We start from the raw sequence: 20910 nt of genomic DNA, 5'->3' as shown, positions 1-20910 counted from the left end.
CGGATGATGCCCGCTGAAATTTATGTAGACGGTGCAAGCGCCGGAAACCCGGGCCCGTCCGGTATCGGTATTTTTATTAAACATGACGGGAAAACAGAATCTTTCTCAATTCCGATCGGCGACCATTCAAATCAGGAAGCTGAATTTCTCGCTTTAATTGAAGGAATGAAGCTGTGTGCCGCCCGCGGATTTGAGTCCGTGTCATTCCGGACGGATTCGGATATCGTGGAGCGGGCCGCAGATCTTGAAGCGGTTAAAAACAAGGCTTTCCAGCCGTTTGTTGACGAAATCATCCGCTTAAAGGCCGAATTTCCATTGTTTTTCATTAAGTGGATTCCCGGCAGACAAAACCAAACAGCCGATCAGCTCGCAAAAAAAGCGATTCGGCTGAATAAATAACCGGAATGAAATTGCGTCTCACTGTTCATCCTACAAATGAGGTGAACAGCTATGAGAAAAGAAAATAAAGGCCGGCTGACCGGGGGCGTGAATCCTCAGGGAAATATGGAAGGAAATGCGCATAAAGACCCGAAATCAGCCCTTGAAAACAACGCAAAAAAAAGCAATACAAAACGCTAGAGGGATCAGCTGATCTCTCTGGCGTTCAGCTTTTCGAGCATCCTTTCAATTCCTTTTATCTGATGACGTCTGAGCATTAATGCCGCCTCTTCCATCTTTAATGAAAAAAGCGCTTCTTCAAGCGTACAGGCTAACGGCACCTCGCAATGTATTTCAGCAAGCTGCCTTGACAGCTCCAATTCTTTCAAGCTTTGCTGAATTTTCGTTTGCTGGCCCTTCGGCAAGAGAGCGAGGCTTTCTAATAACCGGTCTATGTTTTGATATTCACGGATCAGCTTGTACGCCGTTTTTTCCCCGATCCCTTTAACGCCGGGATAGTTATCGCTCGTGTCTCCCATCAGCGCCTTAATGTCAATCAGCGCTTTTGGCGGAACTCCCGTTTCTTCTCTGAATATCTCATCTGTATATACCTTATAATTGCCGATACCCTTTTGCAGCAGCGCTACTTGAACTTGATGATTCAGCAATTGAAGCAGATCTTTATCACCCGTTACAATCGTAATTTCCGCTTCCCCGGAAAATAGGGCAGAAAGCGTACCGATACAGTCATCCGCCTCATAGCCTTTTATGCCGATGTTTAAAAAACCGAGCTCTCGCGCTGCTTCTTTCGCTAGATCAAATTGCGGAATCAGCTCTAGCGGCGGTTCGCTTCTGTTGGCCTTATAATCTTGAAACAAATCATTGCGGTACGTTTTGCTTCCCATATCCCAGCAGCAGACGACATGTGTGGGCTGAAACGTATCAACAGCCGTAATAAGATGCTTTAAAAAACCGTTGACGCCGTTTGTGGGAATTCCGTTTTCATTTATCATAAAATTGCGATGAACGGCCGTCGCGAAAAACGAGCGGAACAAAAGCGCCATGCCGTCAACGAGCAGTAATTTATTATTCATATATCGAAACTCCTTTTTATTCAATGTTCCTATTTTACCAAAGAAGGCGGTAAAAAAACAGCATCCCCCCATTTGGAAGATGCTGCCGTCACGTTTACTCACCGTGTCTTTTATTGCTTGCCATCAGCTTTTCAGCTTCACGGCCGGCATAAGAATCAAATTTCTGTCCGAAGCCGTTTTTCTTTTTGGCATTGTTATTCTGCTGAGCATTTCTGTTTCCCAGTTTTGTTCTGCCCATGGTCATATCCCCCTTTAGAGAAGATACGGATAGTATGTACAGCAAGCGCTGATGACACACGCGGCAGGTTCATCCATTACTGTCTGCTGACGAATTCTTTCACCATCTCTTCACTTACGAATTGTCTTTGCGGCACGATGCCCTTTTTAGCCAGCTGGTTCATTTTTGCGGTGATGCCATTGATGGCATCTGTCGTGAACGGTTTATTCTGTCTGCATTTTACAATGGCTTCTTCAATGGCCTGTTCACGCTCATAATCAAGCTGTACAAATGTTTTGACGTGCTGATGCTGTTTTGCGGAATGTGCTGAAATTGCTTTATGGACTTCTGACATAAAAGGTTTCATCTCGCTTTTTTTCATTTTAGTCTACCACGACTGTTATCTGCCCGCCAACCGGATTTTTAAATTTTCAGCATTTCATCTTTCTTTTTCCATGCTTTTTCGGCTTCGTAAAGGTGTTCAATTTCCCTTGCACTCGTATTTTCCGCAAGACCTTGTAAATAAGTGTCCCGCTGCTCGCGGATCTGGGACAGGCTTTTATCCGCCATGTCTCCTTGCAGACGGCGCACCTGCTCAGTATATCGCTCTGAAAGGCTTTCTTTCTCCTGCTCAAGCCACTTTTCTGTCACTTTTTGCAGGCTGAGCCTGAGCCCTTCTACAAACGCTGCTTTTCCGTTCTGTTCAAAAAACTGCTTCGGTGATTTAACTTCCTTTACGTGATGTGAGAATGCCGAGACGTCAATGACCGGAGCGACCTCTTTCAGCTGAACGGCAAATTCGTTTTCACCGCTGACATAAATGGAGAAATCTCCGTCTTCCATAAGCTTCTTCTGACAGTTTTCCATCCATTCCTCAGTCATATGGCGCTCAATAAAACCGGTCATCCGGATATCGAGCGTTTTCAGCTCTTGAATATATTCAAAACGGAATTCCTTGAGCGCTTCATTCAGCGCCGCTGATATATTTTGTTTCCAATCACCGTTTTGAAGACCCGGATGGAAGGCGGTTTTCAGCATATCATTCGCATAAAACGTCAGGCGGTGTTTAATGTGATAGAGCTGTTCTTCCGTATCTTTCATCACTTTTCGAATGATGACCTCAGACGTACGGCGCTTTGAAATGTCAGCGAGAGCTTTTTCATAGGAAGACTCCAGACGCTGTTTCTTTTTCTCTTTTTCTTCTGCCGACTGGTGAAGAGATTCGTGAAGTTGTTCCACCATATCGCACAATTTGTCCGCCTCTGTTTTCAGCTGGGCGCAGCTGGCCCTCATTACATCTTCCTCAATAAAGTGCTCAAGCCCGGTTCTTACATCAGAGAACCTGTTATAAAAAGTTGCTTTTTTACCCGCAAGCTCTTCTTTACTTGAGACATGATATAATTTCGGCCGGTTAATTCCCTCTTTTGAGAGTTCTGAGCGGACATAGTCTTTGACGGTTTCCAGCTCGCTTTCCGTTTTGGCCAGATCGGCGGCGTTAATGACAAAAAACATTTTATCCATGCCGAATGATTCTTTGACGAGGCCGAGTTTCTTCAGAAAAGACCTGTCTCCTTTTGAAAAAGAATGCTGATAGTACGTCATATAAAAGAACGCGTCAGCATCTTTTATATATTGAAAGGCAAGTTCCGTATGGCGCTTGTTTATACTGCTTGCTCCCGGCGTATCAACAATGGTGATGCCTTTTTGCGTGAGAGGCGAATCATAATACACGGTGACTTCTTTTACGCAGCAGGCCGTTTTTTCTTCGGCTGCGTACGGTTTTAAATCTTCAACCGGCACCGTCAGTGTCAGCCTTTGACGGATCTGTTCTTCGTACGTATCAAACGCCTGCAGCATCGTCTGAATCACCGGGATGAGTTCATCCGGAATTTTTCCCTTTTTAATGGCATAATTCCATCTCTCTTTCAGTGAACGCCCCTTTACATCAGCGTCTTTCAGCTCAGTCAGCTGAAGCATTTCAGCGTCCAGCTCCTCCTCCGTTTTAAAAACGATCTCCGCAGATTTATGCGGTTTGCCGTCTTGCGGTTTCGTTATTTTGTTGATCGTAGCCGTTGTGGGCGTCGGTGATGATGGCAGCACGTATTCACCGACAAGCGCATTTGCAAATGATGATTTACCGGAACTGAATCCGCCGAATAACGCCAAGGTAAACTGGCGGTTTTCAAGCCGCTCAATCCTGCTTCGAAAGGCTTCTGCCTGTTTTCCTAATATGCTCGAGGATTCAAGAATCCCGGCAAGCTCATAGAACCGATCAGTCTGCTCTTTTATAGGAAGTTCCTTCATCGCATTTTTTTCGGGCTTGCTTACTTCATGCTGTACAGCCTCTTTTGGTTTCTTTTGGACGGGCGCTTTTGCAAGGCGTTTTTTTCGCGTATACCAGTCGCCGCTTCCCGTATCACAGGTCAATTCTTCTTCCCACAAAGCGCGGACGCGGGCTGCTTTTTCCAAGGCATTGCGTTCTTCTTTTGCCGATTGCGCGAGCTCATCCCTTATTTTCTTTTCTTTTTCGAGCCGGTTTTTCAAGTTCTCAATGAGCGGTCCGTTTTTTGTCTGAACATAAGCGGTCAGCTCCTCAATGAGTTCCGCTGTCTGTCTTTTGGCTTCCCTTCTGATCATTTCAGCGAGGTCTTTCGTATAAGTTAATACGTATTCAGATGAAAAGGCCGCTCCCTGCTTAAGGGCCTGAGCGGTGATATCATCAGAAAGCGGTGTGCGGTACGCCTGGATTTTCTTGATCAGTTCGTCCGAATCCGCTTCATACCGCTTGGCAGCTTTCGTAAATGTGTCGATAATATGCCAATCCGCTTCCCCTTCCGTTCTTTTTTTAATATCAGCAAAAAATTCTGCACGCCTTCTTTCTTTTTCCGAAGCCGTTTTCGCTTTTGAAAAGAATAATCCGGTTTTAAATGAGGGCTGCTGTGATTCAATATAAGCAGATGCAAGCTCCCTCATCTCAAAGGGTGTCAGATTAGCGTTTTGCAGTATGTTCTGCACGTCTTTTCTGATGTCTTTCTCTGCTGTTTCAGCCTGTTGAACGGCTTGTTTAAGCTCATCTTCAACAGAACGGACAAGTGCTTCTTGTTTGTCAAACTGCTCTCCGCTGCTGTTTTTATCTTCTTTTACGAGCATCTCTGTATGCTCTGTGACTAAGTGTGCGACTTTTCTCTCCGTTAAGGACCATAAATTTGTTTTTGCCTGCTGTTTCAGCTTCTGCAGATGTTTTTTCAGCTGTTCCATGCCGTTTAAAGGATGGTCAGGCTCAGTGACAGACGTAAAGAAAAGCGATTCTTTCGGTATTCCCGCGCCTTCAAGCATATCTTCCACCTGCCTGCGGTACTCTTCAAACTTCGTTTCAGTTTCATCATGTCTGTCAATTTGGTTGACGATCAGAAACAAATTCGGAATACGGTCTTTGATGGAGCTGAGAAACAGCATATTTTCTTCTGAATGGACGTGATTATAATGAACGACGTAAAATAAAGCGTCAGCCTGATGGAGAACCGAAGCGGCAGATAAAAAATGCGCTTCGTCCGTCGAATCAATTCCCGGTGTGTCAATGTAGGCCGCATAAGGCTCTGACTCCTTAAAGCCGGCATAGACTTCCACCGTCTCAATTTGCTCACCGTCTTTACAGAATTGCTGCACTTGTTCTTTATCGTAACTTCCTTTGATCTCTGCATAAGCCCCGTCCGTCGTATGAAGCACGACTTTATCTGCACCGTGCCGGATGACGACGAGGTTGGCGCTTGTGGGAATCGGGCTTGTCGGCAGTATGTCTTCACCGAGCAATGTATTTAATAAAGAGGACTTTCCGGCCGAATAATGCCCGGTAAACGCGATATAAACCTCTTCATCAGCCGCTTTTTTCATAATGGCAGCGAGCTGATCGGCCCGTTTTTCATCCTGATGATCCAAAAATTGTGCGTATAAGGCACCCGTTCTGCTGAAAATCTCCCTGTTATGGCGTTCTTCTTCTGTCATGTGTCTTTACCCCTTTGTGTCTGTCGCATCAAATGACGTTTTTCATTTTTAGAAAGCTCTGAAAAAAACCTCTCCCCCATTTTACACAAGAATGGCTCACTTTTCTTCAGGAAACGCAAAAAAGCCGCCGATATCGGCAGCTGATAAAGAAAAAACACCCGCGGCAGGAAAAACCGCAGATGTTTAAGAAGACATCGATTTATTCGAAACTTTTTTCAATACGAAACCAATTAAAACACTGTATGTACAAACGGCTGCAAATAAAAATAACATTGTCATTTTTGGCACCACCTTGAATGAGAATCATTTTCATATTTATATCTTATCATGAGTGAGAATGATTTTCAATCTCTATTTTGCGGTGTTTTCTTCTAGCGCTTTCTCTTCGGCGCGAATCCTCACAGTGAGCATGCAGGCATTGAGAATCGAAAAGAGAAACAGTGTCCAATACGCTCCGTATAACAGCGGCAGAAAAATAAATTCTAAGATGACGACCGCGTAGTTCGGGTGCTTCATCCACCTGTACGGCCCCTTTCTGACAAGCTCCGCATCCGGCACGACAAGGATTTTCGTATTCCAATACCGCCCTAATGATAATAGCGCCCAATACCTGATCCCCTGTACAAATAAAATGATACATATAATGGCGGCCCACCTTGGAGAAAGCGTTTTTTTAAACGCCGCCACCTCAGCTGTAAGAGAGACAAAAAAGAGCACGTGCATCAGGACGAGAAAGGGATAATGTCCTTCTCCGTATTCGACTGCGCCTTGCTTTTTCACCTTTTGCTCATTGCGCCGGGCCACGATCATCTCCGCAATCCGCTGGGCCGCAAGCAGCATGATAAACAGCCAAAACATTAAGAAGCCCCCTTTTCCCAGCTGAACAGCAAAAGCTCAGACGAAAATCCCGGCCCGAGAGCGCCGATCAGCCCTTTTTCGTTTTCTTTCTGCCGTCCGTTGAGCAACTGTTCTTTTATCACATGAAAAATAGTTGCGGAAGACATGTTCCCGTGTTTTTGCAGCACCTTCCGAGATGCCGCAAGCTGCCCGGTGCCCATTGAAAGACTCGTTAAATAGGCGTCAATGACCTTTTTCCCGCCTGGATGGGCAAGAAAGGTTTTAATGTCGTGAGGACTGACACCATATTCAAATAAAAATTCATCAACATTGTCCTTCAGCCACTGTGAAACCAGGGTGGGAATGTCTCTTGAAAAAATGACTTGAAAACCGCTGTCGGTGAATTCCCAGCCCATCACATCTTCCGCATCCGGCATCATCACCGATTGAGTGGCGAATATCCGCGGAAGAAGCGGCTGTTTGACGTCGTTTCGGTTCGCCTTTTCTCCTCCCATTAGTACTGCGGCAATCCCGTCCGCAAACAGGGAAGTTCCGATTAAGTTGCTTTTTGACTTGTCGTTCGGCTGAAACGTTAAGCTGCAGAGTTCAGCCGCGATGACAAGCACGTATGCTTCAGGATACGCGCGGCAGTATTCGTACGCCCTGGACAGGCCGGCCGCTCCGCCCGCGCATCCTAAGCCCCAGATCGGTATCCGTTTTGTTTTCGCAGAAAACGGAAGCTGATTCATCACTTTCGCTTCAATGCTGGGTGTCGAAAGCCCGGTGCTGGAAATAAAAAAGATCGCATCCACTTTTTCATATGGAAAGGGATTTGTTAAACAATCCGGGTTTGTTAAACAATCAAGTGCCGCATCCGCACTGTGCTTGACGGTTTCTTCCGTATACAGCCGGTTTTTTTCTGAAAAACCCCGTGCCGTTTTATACCATTCAATCGGCCGGACAAACTGCCTTGATTCAATTTCGCCGTTTTGAAAGGCTTTTAACAGCCGATCAATATCCTTAAATGAATCGGCAAACATCCCTCTCGCAAAATCCGCCGCCGTTTCTTGCGAGACATGATACTTTGGAATGCTCGTTCCGACAGATAACACATATGCCATGCCCATCACCTCTTTACATAAAGGTTTCCGCTTTTTTCCTGAATGTATGCATAAGTTTGAATCGAGGATTTCACTGACATGCCATTTTAATAGGAAATTGGCCCTTTTGAATAAGAAACCGTTCGACTATACTTGATCCATTCATAAAAAAGGTTGTGATAAGAATGCTGAAGCCTGTCATTCTTAGAGGGTCACTCGTTCAGTTAGAGCCGATGACGATTGATCACACTCAGGCACTTTGTGACGCTGCTTCAGAAAATAGGACGACTTACGCTTACACCCATGTCCCTGACGGAATCGAAGAAACAAAGCGTTATATTGAGCGTGCGCTTTCCGATTATGAAAAAGGACTTGCATTGCCTTTTGCAGTACGGAGTCTTGAAACAGACCGAATCGTCGGAAGCACGCGGTTTATGGATGCGGAAGTGTTTACGCGGCCGGCGGACGCAGCTCCGGAAGTGTGTGAGATCGGCAGCACATGGTATGCCTCTGCCGTGCAGCGGACCGGTGTCAATACGGAATGTAAACTTCTGATGCTGACTCATGCGTTTGACGTGTGGCAAGCTGTCAGGGTGACGCTGAAAACCGACGTTCGCAACCAGCGCTCACGGACTGCGATTTTGCGGATCGGAGCCCAATTTGAAGGGATCCGCCGCGCACACATTCCGGCTGTCGACGGCGGTCTCAGAGATACCGCCTACTACTCCATCCTTCGGGAGGAATGGCCTTATATCCGGCAAAACCTTTCTGGCCGGCTCAAAGCATATAACTGAAAAACCTGCCGATATATGGCAGGTTTTTTTACATATTCGGATCATATACGTATAAATTGAGATCGATCCGTCCGTCTGACGTGACCGCTACCCCCTCAGCTTCAAGAGACAGCTTCTGTACAGAAAACATCTCTTCGTCTCTCAATCCGATTTCGCCCTTTGCATTGATGACCCTGTGCCAAGGAAGACGATGCTTTTTACTCATGGAGTGAAGAATCCTCACAACCTGCCTCGCTCCCTGCGGACTTCCCGCAAGATCGGCAATTTGACCATACGTCATCACTTTTCCTTCAGGAATCTGTTTGATAATGGCTACCGCCCGTTCCGTAAATGTCATGCAACTCCCCATTTCGACTAAAAATGATTTCCCTAGTATCATACAACAGTTTTGACGTCATATGATGATGCCTTACTCTGGAGGCTTAAAATAAGATGATACGAGTTAATAAAACTCATGGTGGAAAATACTTTCTTATATTCACAAAAAGTTAACATAAGTTTATATGGACAAATTTTACATACAGTTATATAATACAGTTGTATCAAATAAAAAAAGGGAGTGTTTTAAATGAAATTTAAAAAAGTTTTAACCGGTTCAGCTCTATCACTTGCTTTACTTGTTTCTGCTGCTCCTGCTTTTGCAGCAAGCCCGACTGCAGATGGCGGGAGTCATAAAACTGCAGCTCCTCAGGCAGTGTTAAAAACTATATACATCAATGCTAATACACGTGGAGAACTTCTTAATGTAACAGTATTTGCTGGAGTTAAATACTATTTAAAAGATGCCAAGCAGAACAGTGATGGCACATGGACTGGTGAATACCAAGGTTGGTTTTAAGATTATCTAAGGGATAAGAGATTTTTCTCTCATCCCTTTTTTCATAGTTGTTTTCCCTACTAACCTCCTAAAAACCATGATCAACGAAGAACGTTGTGCGGCGATCCCAAGCAACCGTATTTCAAGCTCTGTCTCAGCAGCAGACCGTTGTTCCTCAATGCATTTTAGCAGAATGTCTCAGTATGCATCCTTTTTTGTTCCCAACCATGCCGCTTTTCCTATGACTTAATTGTGTTAATTGACAACTCGTATTTCTTGGCAAGGTTCTTCTATTTCATGCCTTACGCACTCCTTATACTCCTTGGTGTGCTTTTCAGCCACCAATATTCACCGCCGCCTCTTGTATTGGAGATTCCGAAATGAATTCACCCTCGCAGAATAGTTTCTCCAGTTAGGAAAACACCTAAAATGAATAAAATTAAATGTAAGGGCAATAATTCTTCGTGAGCAAGTACCCCATAAAACCTCTTACTTGCTCTTTTATTTTTGATAAAACACAATCCAGAGTGATAACATGAGATTTGCTTGGGAAGAATTAATTATAATTGCATTCGGAATGATTTTACTGAGAATTTCAGGGAGAAAATCCATTGCACAAATGACCATTGCACAGACAATGGTGATGATTTCAATCGGTACGATTATCGTTCACCCCATTTTAGAAACTAGTTTATTGAAAACATTAATCGCTGCGTCTATCCTTTTTAGCGCTTTGATTTTGATGGAATGGTTTCAAGTAAAAGTAAACTGGATTGAATCTTTTTTAACCGGAAAATCTAAATTCGTTATAGAAGACGGCCAACTCAATATAGAAAACTTAAAGAAGCTGAGACTGACAGCAGATCAACTCGAAATGCGTTTAAGGCTTCTTGGCATTTCAGATATAAACACAATTAAATATGCCACTTTAGAAGCTAATGGACAATTAGGCTACGAATTAAAAGATGACTGTAAGCCTTTAACCATCAAAGATCTTAAAAATGTGATCGATCCAAAATGTCTTAACAAAGAGCCTCAGCCTCAAAAAGATGATCAAGCCAATCTATTCGAGGAAATCAAAAGTCACCAGGCCCAGCATAAGCCAAAAAATCTTGAATAATTCGCTGATTAGTAAAGCCTTTTGTTATTCGCCGAATCAGACCGTTAACCGCCGATCAAAACCGGTTTACAAGAAACAAAAAAAGCATCTGAAGCAGATGCCTTTTTCAATCGATATTGCGACGATGAAAAGAGTCGGTAATCCCCGTATTTTTCGAGAGGTCCTTGTATGCGCCTGAATATGCTTTTCAGCCGCCTATCCCTACCGCCGCCCTTAGCCATAATGTTAGTCAGTTTGTTTTTATAAAATCATTGATTAATTGATCAGTCGTTAATATTGTGGCAAATTCATCATGCAATGTTGCCAGAGATATATTGTGAATAGTCTCTGCATCATAATATGTATCATTTTGATCTCTCATTCCGAAGGCTGCTGTTGCATCTGAAATCAGGTATGTATCAAATCCTAAATTACCGCTCATCCTTGTGGTTGTTGAAACACAGTGCGGCGTAGTCAAGCCAGTGATTACGACAGTTGTTATATCATTTGCTTTTAAAAGCTCTTCTAGATTAGTCCCAATAAAGCTGCTGTTTACTTTTTTGGTTATAATGACTTCTTTTTCCATAGGTTTAACGATTTCCTTTATAGCAACCCCCTCATTTTTTGGATAAAATAAAGAACCAGGTTTATCAGAAATATGTTGTATGTATATGACTGTCCATCCTTTTTCTCTCCATAATTTCAGTATTTTGCTGATATTTTCTTCCGCCTTTACGTTATTTCGGTCTCCCCACTTTTTATCATCAAAGGCTTTTTGTACATCCACAATGATTAAAGCTTTTTTCTTTTCTGCCATCAGATAACCTCCTATATTGAAAATTCGCATTTATAACATTTTAAATAAAGATTTTACTTTTGTACAATTGTTTCAGTGTTAAATTTCATATCGCACCTTCCCCGTTGGAAAAGCGCTGGAATAGCTAAAGCAAACACTGACTCAAAGGCTGCAGCTCACCAGAAGCCAGCAATATTCAACTCTTTTTCTCTATATACTTATCAATATTCTGAAATAAGCCGCAACAGTGAATGAAAGCATCGCTCCTATCGCCATCCACTCCCCTAACTACATTCACGCTCACAAAATATTAACAAAAAAACCCTTGGTTCTTTTTGTATTGTATGTAATAATACAAGTGTATTAAAAAACAAAGGAGTGTTCAAAATGAAATTAAAAAAAGTTTTAACTGGTTCTGCCTTGTCTCTCGCTTTACTCGTTTCCGCTGCCCCTGCTTTTGCATCTAGCCCTGGCAATACAAATAGCGACTCAACTCAAACAAAAATTTCGACACAAGCGACCAAAGATTCTTTTACAATGGATTACCTTCATAGATGGGATATCCCAAATACAACTGTTAAGAATGGTGTTACATATTACCTTAAGAAAGTAGAGATAATCGAAGGGTTCTATCGCGCAACTTTTGAAGGATGGATTAATTAAAAGAAGGGGCTTTCCCTTCTTTTCACTCTCATTTGTAAGGATCCGTGCACAAGATACTCGTTCACGTACATATAGTTCGGGACGGTTTTTCGGCAAAAAAGGCGGATGCCTCATCACTCAATTTGTTTCTTTTCAAACAATGAAAATAATAAATGAAAGAGGATGCCTCGCAAAAAGTTCAGCAAACTTTCGGAAGCATCCTCGATCTGGATAAAATAAGATGTTATTTTAAAGAAAACGGATCACTAACCCTCTTGAACCCTTGTCACATCAAGGGTTTTTTTCGTTTTAGGAATCATATTATAAATAATATTCAAAAGGACGGCGGTAAAGCTTCCGGCGACGATTCCGTTTGTGGTCAGCAGATTGAAGTAAGACGGCAGGTGCTTAAACATATCGGGAACGACGGTTACACCGAGTCCCAATCCGACCGAACACGCGACAATCAGAAGGTTTTCCTGCTTTTTAAAGTCAATTTGACTGAGCATTTTAATGCCGTAGGAGATGACCATGCCGAACATGGCCACCATCGCGCCTCCCAGTACGGAAGACGGGATGATGGTCGTGAAGGCTGCGATTTTCGGAAAAAGGCCGAAGAGCATTAAAAGTGCGCCCGTGACACCGATAACCGCGTTTTTCTTAATTCCTGTCAGCTGCACGAGGCCGACGTTTTGCGAATAAGCCGTGTACGGAAAAGCATTAAAAATGCCGCTGATGAATACCGCCAGGCCTTCCGCGCGGTAGCCTTTTGCTAAATCACGTTCAGACAGGCGACGGTTTGTCAGGTCACCGAGAGCGAAATAGACGCCGGTTGACTCAACAAGGCTGACAATGGCAACGATGGACATCGTAATAATCGGTGCCGCATGAAATGTCGGCGTCCCGAAGTAAAACGGTTTAATCATTTGAATTGCGTCAGCATTCGCCACATTGTCAAATTGCACTTTTCCCATAAAATATGCGATGGCCGTCCCGATGACAATGCCGATTAAAATCGAAATGGATTTCAAAAATCCTTTTGTAAACCGATAAAGCAGCACGATGATGACGAGCACCGTAAATCCGAGGGCAAGGTTAGCCGGATCACCGAAATCCTTGCTGCCTTCCCCGCCGGCAATATGATTCATCGCGACCGGCATTAAGGTCATCCCGATAATCGTCACAAGCATTATAGTTTAGGCACAACAAAAAAGAGCCGGTTTAATGGCTCTTTTCTTTTGCTAATAAATTAGACATTACTTCATTCACTTTTAGGTTGACTTTCTTAATTGCTTCAGCTGATGGTTGATTCATGCTTTCAATCGTTATATGATATTTTTCTATTTCAAACGATTGCTTTGAGGACGATTTAACGAATTCACTCATACAGCGCTCACACTCTGCTGTTCTTTTTTAATCAAATCATCGCAAAGCTTATTCAAGTAATATGTATAGTTAACTTTTTTCTTCATCGAACGGACTTCTGTGCCGATCTCTTCGCAAATTGCAAGTGGAATGCTGGATTTGTTTACTTTATTCCTATATGTATGTGACAACTGATTTTCAGCTATGTTCTTATATGTAAGGAAATCATTAATATGTACGAAATAAACTTTGTTTTCTGGCTCTCTAAACTGAAATAGAAAACCAGGAATTATGTTTGGATATTGCGCTGCCTCTTTTAAGTGTTTAATCTGTTGTGGCTTAATGATCTTTTCACTGAAAGATACAGACTTGTTCTTTGTTGATTTAAGTTCAAAAGGAAAAAGATAACCTTTAAAGTGCAGGAAGCAATCGTATTTGTTTTTTGATACAGCTGCTCCCCTTTTCAAAAACATTGGGTTAACATCTTTGATTCTGTAAAAGAACAGCTTTTGATCTGCAGCTGATTTTTCTATATTTGCTTCAAAAACCTTACCCTGGTTTGTACCTACCAATCAATCACTCTCCTAAAATATTGAAATCAAAATTGATATTAAAATAAACCTTTGTTACACTGTTTTATGTCAATTAATATTGAAAGAAGTGTACGAAATGAAGCAATGGACACCCCTACGCCCTCGTTTAAATGAATTAATGTTTGAATATGACCTCACAGTTGATGACCTTTTCAAACGTACAGGATATCCGAGACAACGTATCCACGATTATATAAGTGGAGCCAAAGCAAATATGAACTTAGCTACAGGCATGACTTTTGCTGATGCCATTGGTTGCTCAATTGAAGAGCTATACGAATGGAACCACGAAGAAAGAAGAAAAGTTAAATCTTAATCCCTTTTTGAGCCCATCTGATTTCCTGCATCAATTCTTCATTATTATCCGAAAGGTTGATTAGGTTACGGTGGGCTCTTTCGTAATCTTTTTCTTCAATGGCCTCCTTTGCTGTTTTCATTTGCCTATCCATCTTATTACACAGTGCTTGAATTGAATGATAAGGCTTGTTAATTGTTCTCGCCTCTTTTCCCTATGTTATTTGAATTTATTGTCTCGCTACTAAATGGTAACTATATCATGCGATTATGTATGTCATTTCTTGATTAAGTAATTGTCCATTATCACTTAATGGGTAACTAGTATATCAGGATCATTCGCTCTATATGGAAATTCTAAATGATCATCAAAGTAATGTACTGTGGTATGCGGGCTATGAAAATTCCTATTATAGTTACTAGTTCTCATTTTTATTGTGCTACGGTTATACATCTCTTCCCACTTCAAATAGGCGACTTTATTGTTTTCAGTATCAACTAAAGCAAGAACATCAAAACTAGTTTTCGAATACACATTGTTAGATCTGCGAATATCAAATACCAATTTATCATTCAGAACCTTATTAGAAGCTTTTACTTGAATTTTAAAGGATGCACCATTTTTTATAGCAACAATATCAATTAAGCTTCCATTATTCATTGGGGAAAAAAGCTCAAACCCCTTTTTAGTTAAGTCATATAAAACTAGAAACTCTCCACAGTCCCCAGTTTTTCTTTTTTCATCTTTTAATAGACCCATACATTCACCTCTACTAATTTTATTTTTACTCTAAACAAAAGACCGATTTTATTTAATCCTTAATTGCTTAACTTCATTTTCCAGCCATTCAACATACGACATCTCTTGAGTGTTTTTTGCATATTCATTTAATAAAGAATCCTCTTCTATAAAATCAAATGCGATTTCTGTTTTTTCATCAATAGGCAAGTAAATAGCTGCAATTCCGTTTTTCGGATAGAAAGAAGTCTCAAACCATGATAAAACGTTATTCCCTTCATCATCTCTCCAATCATACCGCGCAACGCTTCGATTGTATGCTTCAAAAGGATTCAAATCTAATAAAAATTTAATCTCATCATACTCAATTGAAACCCCAATTATTTTCCCCATCATCATGGGATCGACTGATTCTTCAATCCATTCATACACATTGTCATTAAATTTAATAATCGGTTTTTTACCTTGTAATACAAGTTCATATAATTTAATCGTCTTCATTGAAATAATCCTCCCTAAACCCTTTCACTGGTTCATAATTTGTCACTTCATAAAATTCTTCTTTTTGATTAAATTTGATCGGCTTATCCAATGTTTTAGCATTCCGTTCCAACCACTCTACTGTATTTTTTACTTTGTTATCATATTTTTCATAGCTATCCGACCAATCATAATAACTGTCTCTGGTCTTTATTAACCCCAATAGTTCTTTGACATGCTTTAGCTTTACATATTTATTTTCAATATCGGTGATATTGCTCATTGAAATAACCCTCCCCAAATCACTCCTGCTGCAATGGCAACAATGAAAACTGAAACAAATTTAATTACACCAATATACACTGCAAATTTAATATTCCCTTTGGAATCCATGTTTGCTAACAACACAAGCCCAAATGCAACGAACAATATCCATGCTGTAACGATCAGATCACTCACCCCCTTTGATTAACTGTTTGCAAATATTAATATATTCTTGAATACTATTAATAATCGTGATGATACAGCTCCTTACCTCTTCTGGTTCTTTAAAATCCATCTCACATTTAAGACAGTATTCATCGAACTCAATCATTGCAAGAAATTGATCATTGCTTGGTAAATTTTCAAAATCAATTTTCTTTAATCTTGGGATGCCCTTTCCCCTAATCCATTCAATAAAGTAATCAACATTATTTTTTGCTGTTGCGATTTTTAAAAACTCGTGAATATCAGAAGAGTTTTCAATATTGAAATAAATGTGGAGACTCTTCTTCATGAGATCAAATAACCGCAATAGAGCTTCATCAATGTTATTGTCTGGTTTAAACTCAAAATCTAAATCAAACCAGGACATTGCGTTTTTCATTCAATCCCTCCCTGTGCAAATCGAATATTTCTGGTACCCGTTGAAAGAATGTAATAATACAACCTCTCGCATCAAAAGGGTATTCACAATCAATTTCGGCACCTGATATGTAAATTTCATATTCTATGCTGGATATTAGTTGAGGATTATAAGGTAGCTCGAACTGTAAGTACCTCTTCAGATTAGGTAACTGCTCATTGACAAACTTCAAGAACTTCTTTTCATACTCAGGAACACGTTCATATAATTTGTTTACATGTTCTTCAATTGTGTTTGCTTGCACTTTGTATAGATTCTCGAACAGCGTTTTGTTGATGTCCATTAACTCACTTAGAGCTTTAACAGCTCCCTCGTCTCCATTTAGAGTAACACCCCACCATTTATCCAAATGCACTTAATCATCCTTTCTATTTAAAATCAACATTTTAATCTGTTGTAATCGTAAATGAACCATCATCTTCATCTAGAGTAATAACAATTTCACGAATACCATTGCCACAGTCACTGAATTCTTGCATTTCCTTTCCTAGTTTCTGAATTGATTTGGCCAATTCCTCCGGTGTATTTGCCCCTCTTTGTGTACTCATTTTTAAATTCCCCCTTCCAATAAAATTAGAATTTCACCCGAATCGTATTAATTAACTAATTCCCACTCTCCAGGACTAAGTTGATCTAATGTGAAGAACATTGGCGTACCGTCGTTCATAAACTCAATAATCATCAATCGACCTTGTTCATTTCTTGGGCAGCTATCTGGGTTACTGTATGTAGATTCGGCTGTAACAGTTGTATAGGTTCCACCGTAAGCCCAAGAATCACCGATATATTTAATTGCGTCTCCTTCTTTAACACTTGAAAAATCCATGCAATCACCTCACTTCAAATTAATGTGTATAATCTCAAAACATCTCCACACAATACAATTGAACAAACTTGTTTTACATACTACTTTAGGAGATGATCATATGGCTCAACAAAACAGATCAAGATCAAACAATAATAATGAGTTAGTTGTACCGCAAGCTGCTTCAGCAATTGAACAAATGAAATATGAGATTGCTTCTGAATTTGGTGTTCAATTGGGCGCTGAGACAACTAGTCGAGCAAACGGATCAGTAGGTGGAGAAATTACAAAACGTTTGGTTCGACTGGCTCAACAAAGCATGAATGGTCAATTTCATTAATTTATGAGGGGATTGCTCCCCTCTTTTTTATGCTCCTCTTCCAAATCCATAAAGTACTACTGGCATTGTATTCACCTCCTTTAGTGAACAAATGTACTTTGTCTAACCAACTCGTCTAAAACGATTTGAAGTTTCCTTCTTTGGTCTTTTATGTATGCTTGGTTATCGGTACGCAATCCATCATTAATTCTATTTTGTATGTCTGTCTTCAGTGTCTCTAGGCTTTCTTTTGGTAATTTTTCTAGACTAGCTTTATATAATTGACTCATTTTAATAGCCCCCAACAAAAACAAATGAAATTATCAATAACCAGAAGACTGCTCCAGAAACAGCAAGAAAGCTTTTTGCAATACTCATAAACTCTTGAAAATCATTCTTTAACGACTCTTTCACTGCATCACCTTCTCTTTAAAATACAGATTTCATATTAAAAGTTATGATAATCAATATCTTTTTTATCCATCGCTTTTCGGATTGCTCGTTCGTGTTTCGATCTCCTTCTTTTGTTGCTTCCTTTAACTTTTGGTGCTTCAAACATTCCATCACAAGTCCAGTCATAACCGCTATACTTTTTAAACACCGCAGTCTTCAGGCGTCTATGATGCGTCACTCACCTCCTACCTCTTCGCGTGAGTCGTCGATGACTTTATAGCCGTATTTACGTGCATCTTTCAAGTATATTACTGCATCACCGGAAAAAGGCGGCCAACTATCGTCTTCAATAACTAGTGCTTTGTGAACCCCTCTATCATCCGATATAAAATCGCCCACACGAACCTCAGTCGGCTGCGGAGCGTTCAAGTATTCGTCTGGCACCGTCAGGCCTAGCGCACGTCTTAGCGCGATCGCACGACCAATATGAACGTTGAAGCAGTCGGACGGTGCGGCTTTGGCGATTCCTCGCGCTACGATTTGACCATCCGCTATCCACCGTAAAATTGTGACTACGGTTCTTTTCTCGCAATTTACGATAAATTCCGCTTTCGTATTCCGTCCATAAGCGTAGTAGTAACCGTATTTATTCGCCAGTTTCTCAACGTCCGCCTTCGCCTGCTCAACGATTTCATCGCGTAGGGCTTGGGCGCTTTTCTCCGGCTTCCATAAACGCTCCTCTAGTGTTGTACAGACCGGAGTCGTTACCGTATTTACATCGCCAGATATAATAACAACATCTTGATTCGTTTTTGCATAGTGAACAACGAATCTATAAGAATACGCGCCGCCAATAACAATATCTCCAAAACGAGATTTATAACCGAAATATTTATCGTCCTTCTTTTCAAATACCGTATTCGCATTATTGATCACCGTTTGATTTACGTTTTCCATTCCTTATCTCCTCCACTTCCAATTAAATTAATTTGATCCTCAAGTTCATAAATAAACCCCTCTAAAGCTTCTTCATCAACCATAACTTGTCCATCATGGACTTTGATGATTTTTTTCATTCGGTCATCCATATTTCTAAATTCTTCTGCTTGCTGAACAGTAAACATTGCTCTGTATTTCTTTATGTATAAAAAAAAATCTTTAAGTACTCCGATCTCCCCAATTTTGTGGAGATTGAAATCTTCTTGTTCCACTTCCAGCCGAAGTAAAGCTACTTCCTTTTCTAAAACGTCAACTTCAAGCTGTTCTTTCTTTGACAACAATTCACGCTCTTTTTGTTGCAATTTATCACCTCCTTATAAGGATTAAATATGTATTCACAATGTGAATGTGGATTATGTTTTTAAACTGATTCATACTTTAAATGATTGTTTTTCTTTTTGTTAATTCTATACTCTGCAATTTTTAGTGATTCAAGAGTCCATCCGTTTTTGTTTAAACTCCCGTAAAGTGTGTTCAATAATTGGAGCTCTTGTTTTAAGCTTCTTCGCTTTCTCAATATCTTTTGACCTTTTAACGAAAGGTGATATCCCTCTGAAGCATTAAATTTGTCCTCTTCTAGCTTGTGATAAAATTCATTGAGCTCTTTATCAACTTTCCCTAGCTCTTTATAAAGGCTATCAATTTCATTTTGAAGTCGTTGTTTAGTCTCCTCAATTGCTGCAAGAGGTTCCGAAATGGAAACAAGGTAATCCGTTGCAGTTTTCATATCGCCACTCCCATTTATTATTTTATTTTTATTCTAAAAGTGTGTAAAAAAAGACAAGCTTTTAACTTGTCTTTATCTTATCATTCAACTTCTCGGATGTCTATAACTATTTTATTTTTATTCTTAAATTATTTTGAGTAAGTCACAAATGAATAATTAAATGTGGTATTGTTGTCTGCTTTTCTGTGATCCTTTTCGATTACTCTCCAATCATCATTTAACCTTGGAAAATATGAATCTGCCTTCGCAGCAACTGAATCAACAATCGTTAAATAAACCTTGTCTGCATGCGGTAAGAATGCCTCGTAAATAGCGCCTCCTCCAATGACCATTACTTCTTCATTTGTATCCAATTGGCCACGTATAAGCTTTAATACATCATCAATTGAATGATAAACGAATGAAGAGTGATCAGGCTTGAAATCCTTATTTTTAGTCAATATGATATTCCTTCGGTTCTGAAGTGGCTTTCCTGTAATGTTTACGATCGATTCGTATGTAAGTCTTCCCTGAATACACAACTTTCCTGTAGTGAATTCTTTAAAACGTTTCATATCGTCAGGAATATGGTAAAGAAGATTATTCTCGTACCCAATGGCCATTGATTTGTCGCAGCAAGCAATAAGAGATAGCATTATACTGCTACCTCAAAGTAAAGCTTGTCTCCATGCTTATAATTAATCAGTTTGAAATCGTCAATTGTGAAATCATAAAAATCCTTCATATCTGGATTAATCCATAGCTCAGGTGCTTCATATTGTTCTCTGTCCATTTGAATTTTCAAATTGTCTATATGGCGAGTATATACATGACAGTCTCCGATATTGAAGATGTACTCACCCAGCTCATAGCCAGTAACTTGAGCAATCATACGCTGTAATACATTGTACTGGAATACATTAAACGGATTCCCTAAAGCCATATCATTACTACGTGCTCTTACCTCTAAATGAAGCTTGCCTTGTTTTACGTACCATTGTGTCTCATACACACAGGGGGTTAAGGACATTGAATCTAATTCATCAGGATTCCAAAGCATTGTAATATTTCTACGTGATGATGGATTATTTTTCAACTGATGAAGAAGATAATCAACCTGGTCAACTTTCTCACCGTTTAGCTCCCTGTTCTTTTTACTTAGCTGATATCCATATGCTTTGCCGATTGTACCATCTTCTTGTTTCCATTGATCCCAGATATGGACGCCCATCTTGTTTAATTCGTTAACATTGGTTGATTTAAGCTGCCATATCCAAAGTAATTCCTTGATTGCTGTTTTCCAGGCGACTTTTTTAGTCGTTAAAATCGGTACTTCGGAATTATCAAACCGCATTTGCTTACTGATTACACTGAGTGTATGTGCCGGTGTCCCATCTGTATCCCATTTGGTTCTGACATCGAATTCTTCGTCTGATACTCCATTATTAATTATGTCATTTATGATTGTGTTGTACTGCTTATCAAATTGACTCATATTTTCCTTCCTTTCAATTCCATCGTTTGGTAAAATATT

33 protein-coding genes and 1 pseudogene are annotated in these 20910 nt (G+C 40.5%); 8 read left to right on the top strand and 26 right to left on the bottom strand.

Translation table 11 applies throughout. The features are described 5' to 3' along the window. The first annotated feature begins 6 nt into the window (after positions 1-6). Together BGM27_RS09545 and sspL are read left to right on the top strand one after the other, a co-directional pair. A complete protein-coding gene (locus tag BGM27_RS09545; RefSeq protein ID WP_007409516.1) occupies positions 7-399 on the top strand; it encodes a reverse transcriptase-like protein in 393 nt (130 codons plus the stop codon). A 51-nt stretch (positions 400-450) separates the two neighbouring features. After that, entirely contained in the window at positions 451-579 is a 129-nt protein-coding gene (gene sspL / locus BGM27_RS09540; protein WP_003153575.1) for a small, acid-soluble spore protein L, read from the top strand. Positions 580-584: 5 nt separating this feature from the next. Here sspL and BGM27_RS09535 read toward each other — a convergent pair whose 3' ends face one another. The 7 genes from BGM27_RS09535 to BGM27_RS09505 form a co-directional block, all read right to left on the bottom strand. Then, entirely contained in the window at positions 585-1472 is an 888-nt protein-coding gene (locus BGM27_RS09535) for a 5'-3' exonuclease (protein WP_007409515.1), read from the bottom strand. 94 nt (positions 1473-1566) lie between these two features. Continuing rightward, the gene (locus BGM27_RS09530; protein ID WP_003153570.1) at positions 1567-1710 is read right to left on the bottom strand and encodes a hypothetical protein; all 144 of its coding nucleotides are present in this window, start codon (positions 1708-1710) and stop codon (positions 1567-1569) included. Between the two features lie 76 nt (positions 1711-1786). After that, entirely contained in the window at positions 1787-2044 is a 258-nt protein-coding gene (locus BGM27_RS09525) for a YpbS family protein (RefSeq protein ID WP_007409514.1), read from the bottom strand. Between the two features lie 68 nt (positions 2045-2112). Then, positions 2113-5691 (bottom strand): dynamin GTPase, encoded by a 3579-nt coding sequence (gene dynA, locus BGM27_RS09520; RefSeq protein ID WP_007409513.1) that lies wholly within the window; start codon positions 5689-5691, stop codon positions 2113-2115. A gap of 183 nt (positions 5692-5874) precedes the next feature. After that, the gene (gene fbpC / locus BGM27_RS09515; RefSeq protein ID WP_025284905.1) at positions 5875-5970 is read right to left on the bottom strand and encodes a Fur-regulated basic protein FbpC; all 96 of its coding nucleotides are present in this window, start codon (positions 5968-5970) and stop codon (positions 5875-5877) included. Between the two features lie 72 nt (positions 5971-6042). Then, positions 6043-6549 carry an isoprenylcysteine carboxyl methyltransferase family protein gene (locus BGM27_RS09510; RefSeq protein ID WP_007409512.1) on the bottom strand — a complete coding sequence of 169 codons (507 nt, stop codon included), beginning with the start codon at positions 6547-6549 and terminating at the stop codon, positions 6043-6045. Continuing rightward, positions 6549-7649 carry a type III polyketide synthase gene (locus tag BGM27_RS09505; protein WP_007409511.1) on the bottom strand — a complete coding sequence of 367 codons (1101 nt, stop codon included), beginning with the start codon at positions 7647-7649 and terminating at the stop codon, positions 6549-6551. Before BGM27_RS09505 ends, BGM27_RS09510 begins: the two co-directional genes overlap by 1 nt. 164 nt (positions 7650-7813) lie before the next feature. Here BGM27_RS09505 and BGM27_RS09500 point away from each other — a divergent pair, with 164 nt between their 5' ends. Further along, positions 7814-8422, top strand: a complete 609-nt coding sequence (locus tag BGM27_RS09500; RefSeq protein WP_007409510.1) for a GNAT family N-acetyltransferase — start codon at positions 7814-7816, stop codon at positions 8420-8422. A gap of 28 nt (positions 8423-8450) precedes the next feature. Here BGM27_RS09500 and BGM27_RS09495 read toward each other — a convergent pair whose 3' ends face one another. Next, positions 8451-8759, bottom strand: coding sequence for an MGMT family protein (locus BGM27_RS09495; RefSeq protein ID WP_007409509.1), 309 nt, complete (start codon positions 8757-8759; stop codon positions 8451-8453). Positions 8760-8990: 231 nt separating this feature from the next. On the opposite strand from BGM27_RS09495, the gene BGM27_RS09490 reads away from it, so the two are divergent. Both BGM27_RS09490 and BGM27_RS09485 read left to right on the top strand, forming a co-directional pair. After that, positions 8991-9260, top strand: a complete 270-nt coding sequence (locus BGM27_RS09490) for a hypothetical protein (protein ID WP_007409508.1) — start codon at positions 8991-8993, stop codon at positions 9258-9260. Between the two features lie 514 nt (positions 9261-9774). Continuing rightward, positions 9775-10359, top strand: a complete 585-nt coding sequence (locus tag BGM27_RS09485) for a DUF421 domain-containing protein (protein ID WP_007409507.1) — start codon at positions 9775-9777, stop codon at positions 10357-10359. A gap of 229 nt (positions 10360-10588) precedes the next feature. Here the strand turns inward: BGM27_RS09485 and BGM27_RS09480 are convergent, their stop codons facing one another. Next, on the bottom strand, positions 10589-11155 hold the full coding sequence (locus BGM27_RS09480) for a cysteine hydrolase family protein (RefSeq protein WP_007409506.1): 567 nt from the start codon (positions 11153-11155) through the stop codon (positions 10589-10591). 366 nt (positions 11156-11521) lie between these two features. Between BGM27_RS09480 and BGM27_RS09475 the strand changes: the two genes are divergently transcribed. Beyond that, positions 11522-11797, top strand: a complete 276-nt coding sequence (locus BGM27_RS09475) for a hypothetical protein (protein WP_007409505.1) — start codon at positions 11522-11524, stop codon at positions 11795-11797. A 245-nt stretch (positions 11798-12042) separates the two neighbouring features. Here BGM27_RS09475 and BGM27_RS09470 read toward each other — a convergent pair. Together BGM27_RS09470 and BGM27_RS09465 are read right to left on the bottom strand one after the other, a co-directional pair. Beyond that, positions 12043-12963: pseudogene (locus BGM27_RS09470) on the bottom strand (nucleobase:cation symporter-2 family protein); the annotation flags it as partial. Between the two features lie 195 nt (positions 12964-13158). After that, a complete protein-coding gene (locus BGM27_RS09465) occupies positions 13159-13713 on the bottom strand; it encodes a Holliday junction resolvase RecU (protein WP_041482291.1) in 555 nt (184 codons plus the stop codon). Between the two features lie 97 nt (positions 13714-13810). On the opposite strand from BGM27_RS09465, the gene BGM27_RS09460 reads away from it, so the two are divergent. Further along, a complete protein-coding gene (locus tag BGM27_RS09460) occupies positions 13811-14050 on the top strand; it encodes a helix-turn-helix domain-containing protein (RefSeq protein ID WP_014470254.1) in 240 nt (79 codons plus the stop codon). Here BGM27_RS09460 and BGM27_RS09455 read toward each other — a convergent pair. The 9 genes from BGM27_RS09455 to BGM27_RS09415 all read right to left on the bottom strand — a co-directional run bounded on the left by BGM27_RS09455 (position 14040) and on the right by BGM27_RS09415 (position 16980). Next, positions 14040-14225 (bottom strand): hypothetical protein, encoded by a 186-nt coding sequence (locus BGM27_RS09455; protein ID WP_157870247.1) that lies wholly within the window; start codon positions 14223-14225, stop codon positions 14040-14042. The genes BGM27_RS09460 and BGM27_RS09455 overlap by 11 nt on opposite strands. 113 nt (positions 14226-14338) lie before the next feature. Beyond that, on the bottom strand, positions 14339-14788 hold the full coding sequence (locus BGM27_RS09450) for a group I intron-associated PD-(D/E)XK endonuclease (protein ID WP_020954052.1): 450 nt from the start codon (positions 14786-14788) through the stop codon (positions 14339-14341). 48 nt (positions 14789-14836) lie between these two features. After that, a complete protein-coding gene (locus BGM27_RS09445) occupies positions 14837-15268 on the bottom strand; it encodes a hypothetical protein (RefSeq protein ID WP_020954054.1) in 432 nt (143 codons plus the stop codon). Continuing rightward, the gene (locus tag BGM27_RS09440; RefSeq protein WP_020954055.1) at positions 15255-15530 is read right to left on the bottom strand and encodes a hypothetical protein; all 276 of its coding nucleotides are present in this window, start codon (positions 15528-15530) and stop codon (positions 15255-15257) included. Before BGM27_RS09440 ends, BGM27_RS09445 begins: the two co-directional genes overlap by 14 nt. Beyond that, a complete protein-coding gene (locus BGM27_RS09435) occupies positions 15527-15697 on the bottom strand; it encodes a hypothetical protein (RefSeq protein ID WP_041482325.1) in 171 nt (56 codons plus the stop codon). Before BGM27_RS09435 ends, BGM27_RS09440 begins: the two co-directional genes overlap by 4 nt. A 1-nt stretch (position 15698) precedes the next feature. Beyond that, positions 15699-16115 (bottom strand): hypothetical protein, encoded by a 417-nt coding sequence (locus BGM27_RS09430; protein WP_020954057.1) that lies wholly within the window; start codon positions 16113-16115, stop codon positions 15699-15701. Continuing rightward, positions 16090-16503 carry a hypothetical protein gene (locus BGM27_RS09425; RefSeq protein ID WP_157870238.1) on the bottom strand — a complete coding sequence of 138 codons (414 nt, stop codon included), beginning with the start codon at positions 16501-16503 and terminating at the stop codon, positions 16090-16092. Before BGM27_RS09425 ends, BGM27_RS09430 begins: the two co-directional genes overlap by 26 nt. Before the next feature lie 37 nt (positions 16504-16540). Further along, positions 16541-16702, bottom strand: a complete 162-nt coding sequence (locus BGM27_RS09420; RefSeq protein ID WP_020954059.1) for a hypothetical protein — start codon at positions 16700-16702, stop codon at positions 16541-16543. 47 nt (positions 16703-16749) lie between these two features. Then, entirely contained in the window at positions 16750-16980 is a 231-nt protein-coding gene (locus BGM27_RS09415) for a hypothetical protein (RefSeq protein WP_041482292.1), read from the bottom strand. Between the two features lie 100 nt (positions 16981-17080). On the opposite strand from BGM27_RS09415, the gene BGM27_RS09410 reads away from it, so the two are divergent. Continuing rightward, positions 17081-17299 carry an alpha/beta-type small acid-soluble spore protein gene (locus tag BGM27_RS09410; protein ID WP_020954060.1) on the top strand — a complete coding sequence of 73 codons (219 nt, stop codon included), beginning with the start codon at positions 17081-17083 and terminating at the stop codon, positions 17297-17299. 80 nt (positions 17300-17379) lie between these two features. Here the strand turns inward: BGM27_RS09410 and BGM27_RS09405 are convergent, their stop codons facing one another. The 6 genes from BGM27_RS09405 to BGM27_RS09380 form a co-directional block, all read right to left on the bottom strand. After that, a complete protein-coding gene (locus BGM27_RS09405) occupies positions 17380-17568 on the bottom strand; it encodes a hypothetical protein (RefSeq protein WP_041482293.1) in 189 nt (62 codons plus the stop codon). 337 nt (positions 17569-17905) lie between these two features. After that, positions 17906-18628, bottom strand: coding sequence for a hypothetical protein (locus tag BGM27_RS09400; RefSeq protein WP_020954061.1), 723 nt, complete (start codon positions 18626-18628; stop codon positions 17906-17908). After that, positions 18616-18972, bottom strand: a complete 357-nt coding sequence (locus BGM27_RS09395; RefSeq protein WP_020954062.1) for a hypothetical protein — start codon at positions 18970-18972, stop codon at positions 18616-18618. Before BGM27_RS09395 ends, BGM27_RS09400 begins: the two co-directional genes overlap by 13 nt. Before the next feature lie 59 nt (positions 18973-19031). Beyond that, positions 19032-19397: a hypothetical protein gene (locus BGM27_RS09390; protein WP_020954063.1), complete on the bottom strand. Its 366-nt coding sequence runs from the start codon at positions 19395-19397 to the stop codon at positions 19032-19034. Positions 19398-19525: 128 nt separating this feature from the next. Then, positions 19526-20032 (bottom strand): dihydrofolate reductase, encoded by a 507-nt coding sequence (locus BGM27_RS09385; RefSeq protein ID WP_020954064.1) that lies wholly within the window; start codon positions 20030-20032, stop codon positions 19526-19528. After that, positions 20032-20871: a thymidylate synthase gene (locus tag BGM27_RS09380; RefSeq protein ID WP_020954065.1), complete on the bottom strand. Its 840-nt coding sequence runs from the start codon at positions 20869-20871 to the stop codon at positions 20032-20034. Before BGM27_RS09380 ends, BGM27_RS09385 begins: the two co-directional genes overlap by 1 nt. Positions 20872-20910: the final 39 nt, after the last annotated feature.

The sequence above is a fragment of the Bacillus sp. FJAT-27001 genome, assembly GCF_019039175.1.
In the GTDB taxonomy this organism is placed as follows: domain Bacteria; phylum Bacillota; class Bacilli; order Bacillales; family Bacillaceae; genus Bacillus; species Bacillus velezensis.
The sequence above is the reverse complement of the archived record's forward strand: the minus strand, read 5'-3'. Positions and strand labels throughout refer to the sequence as shown.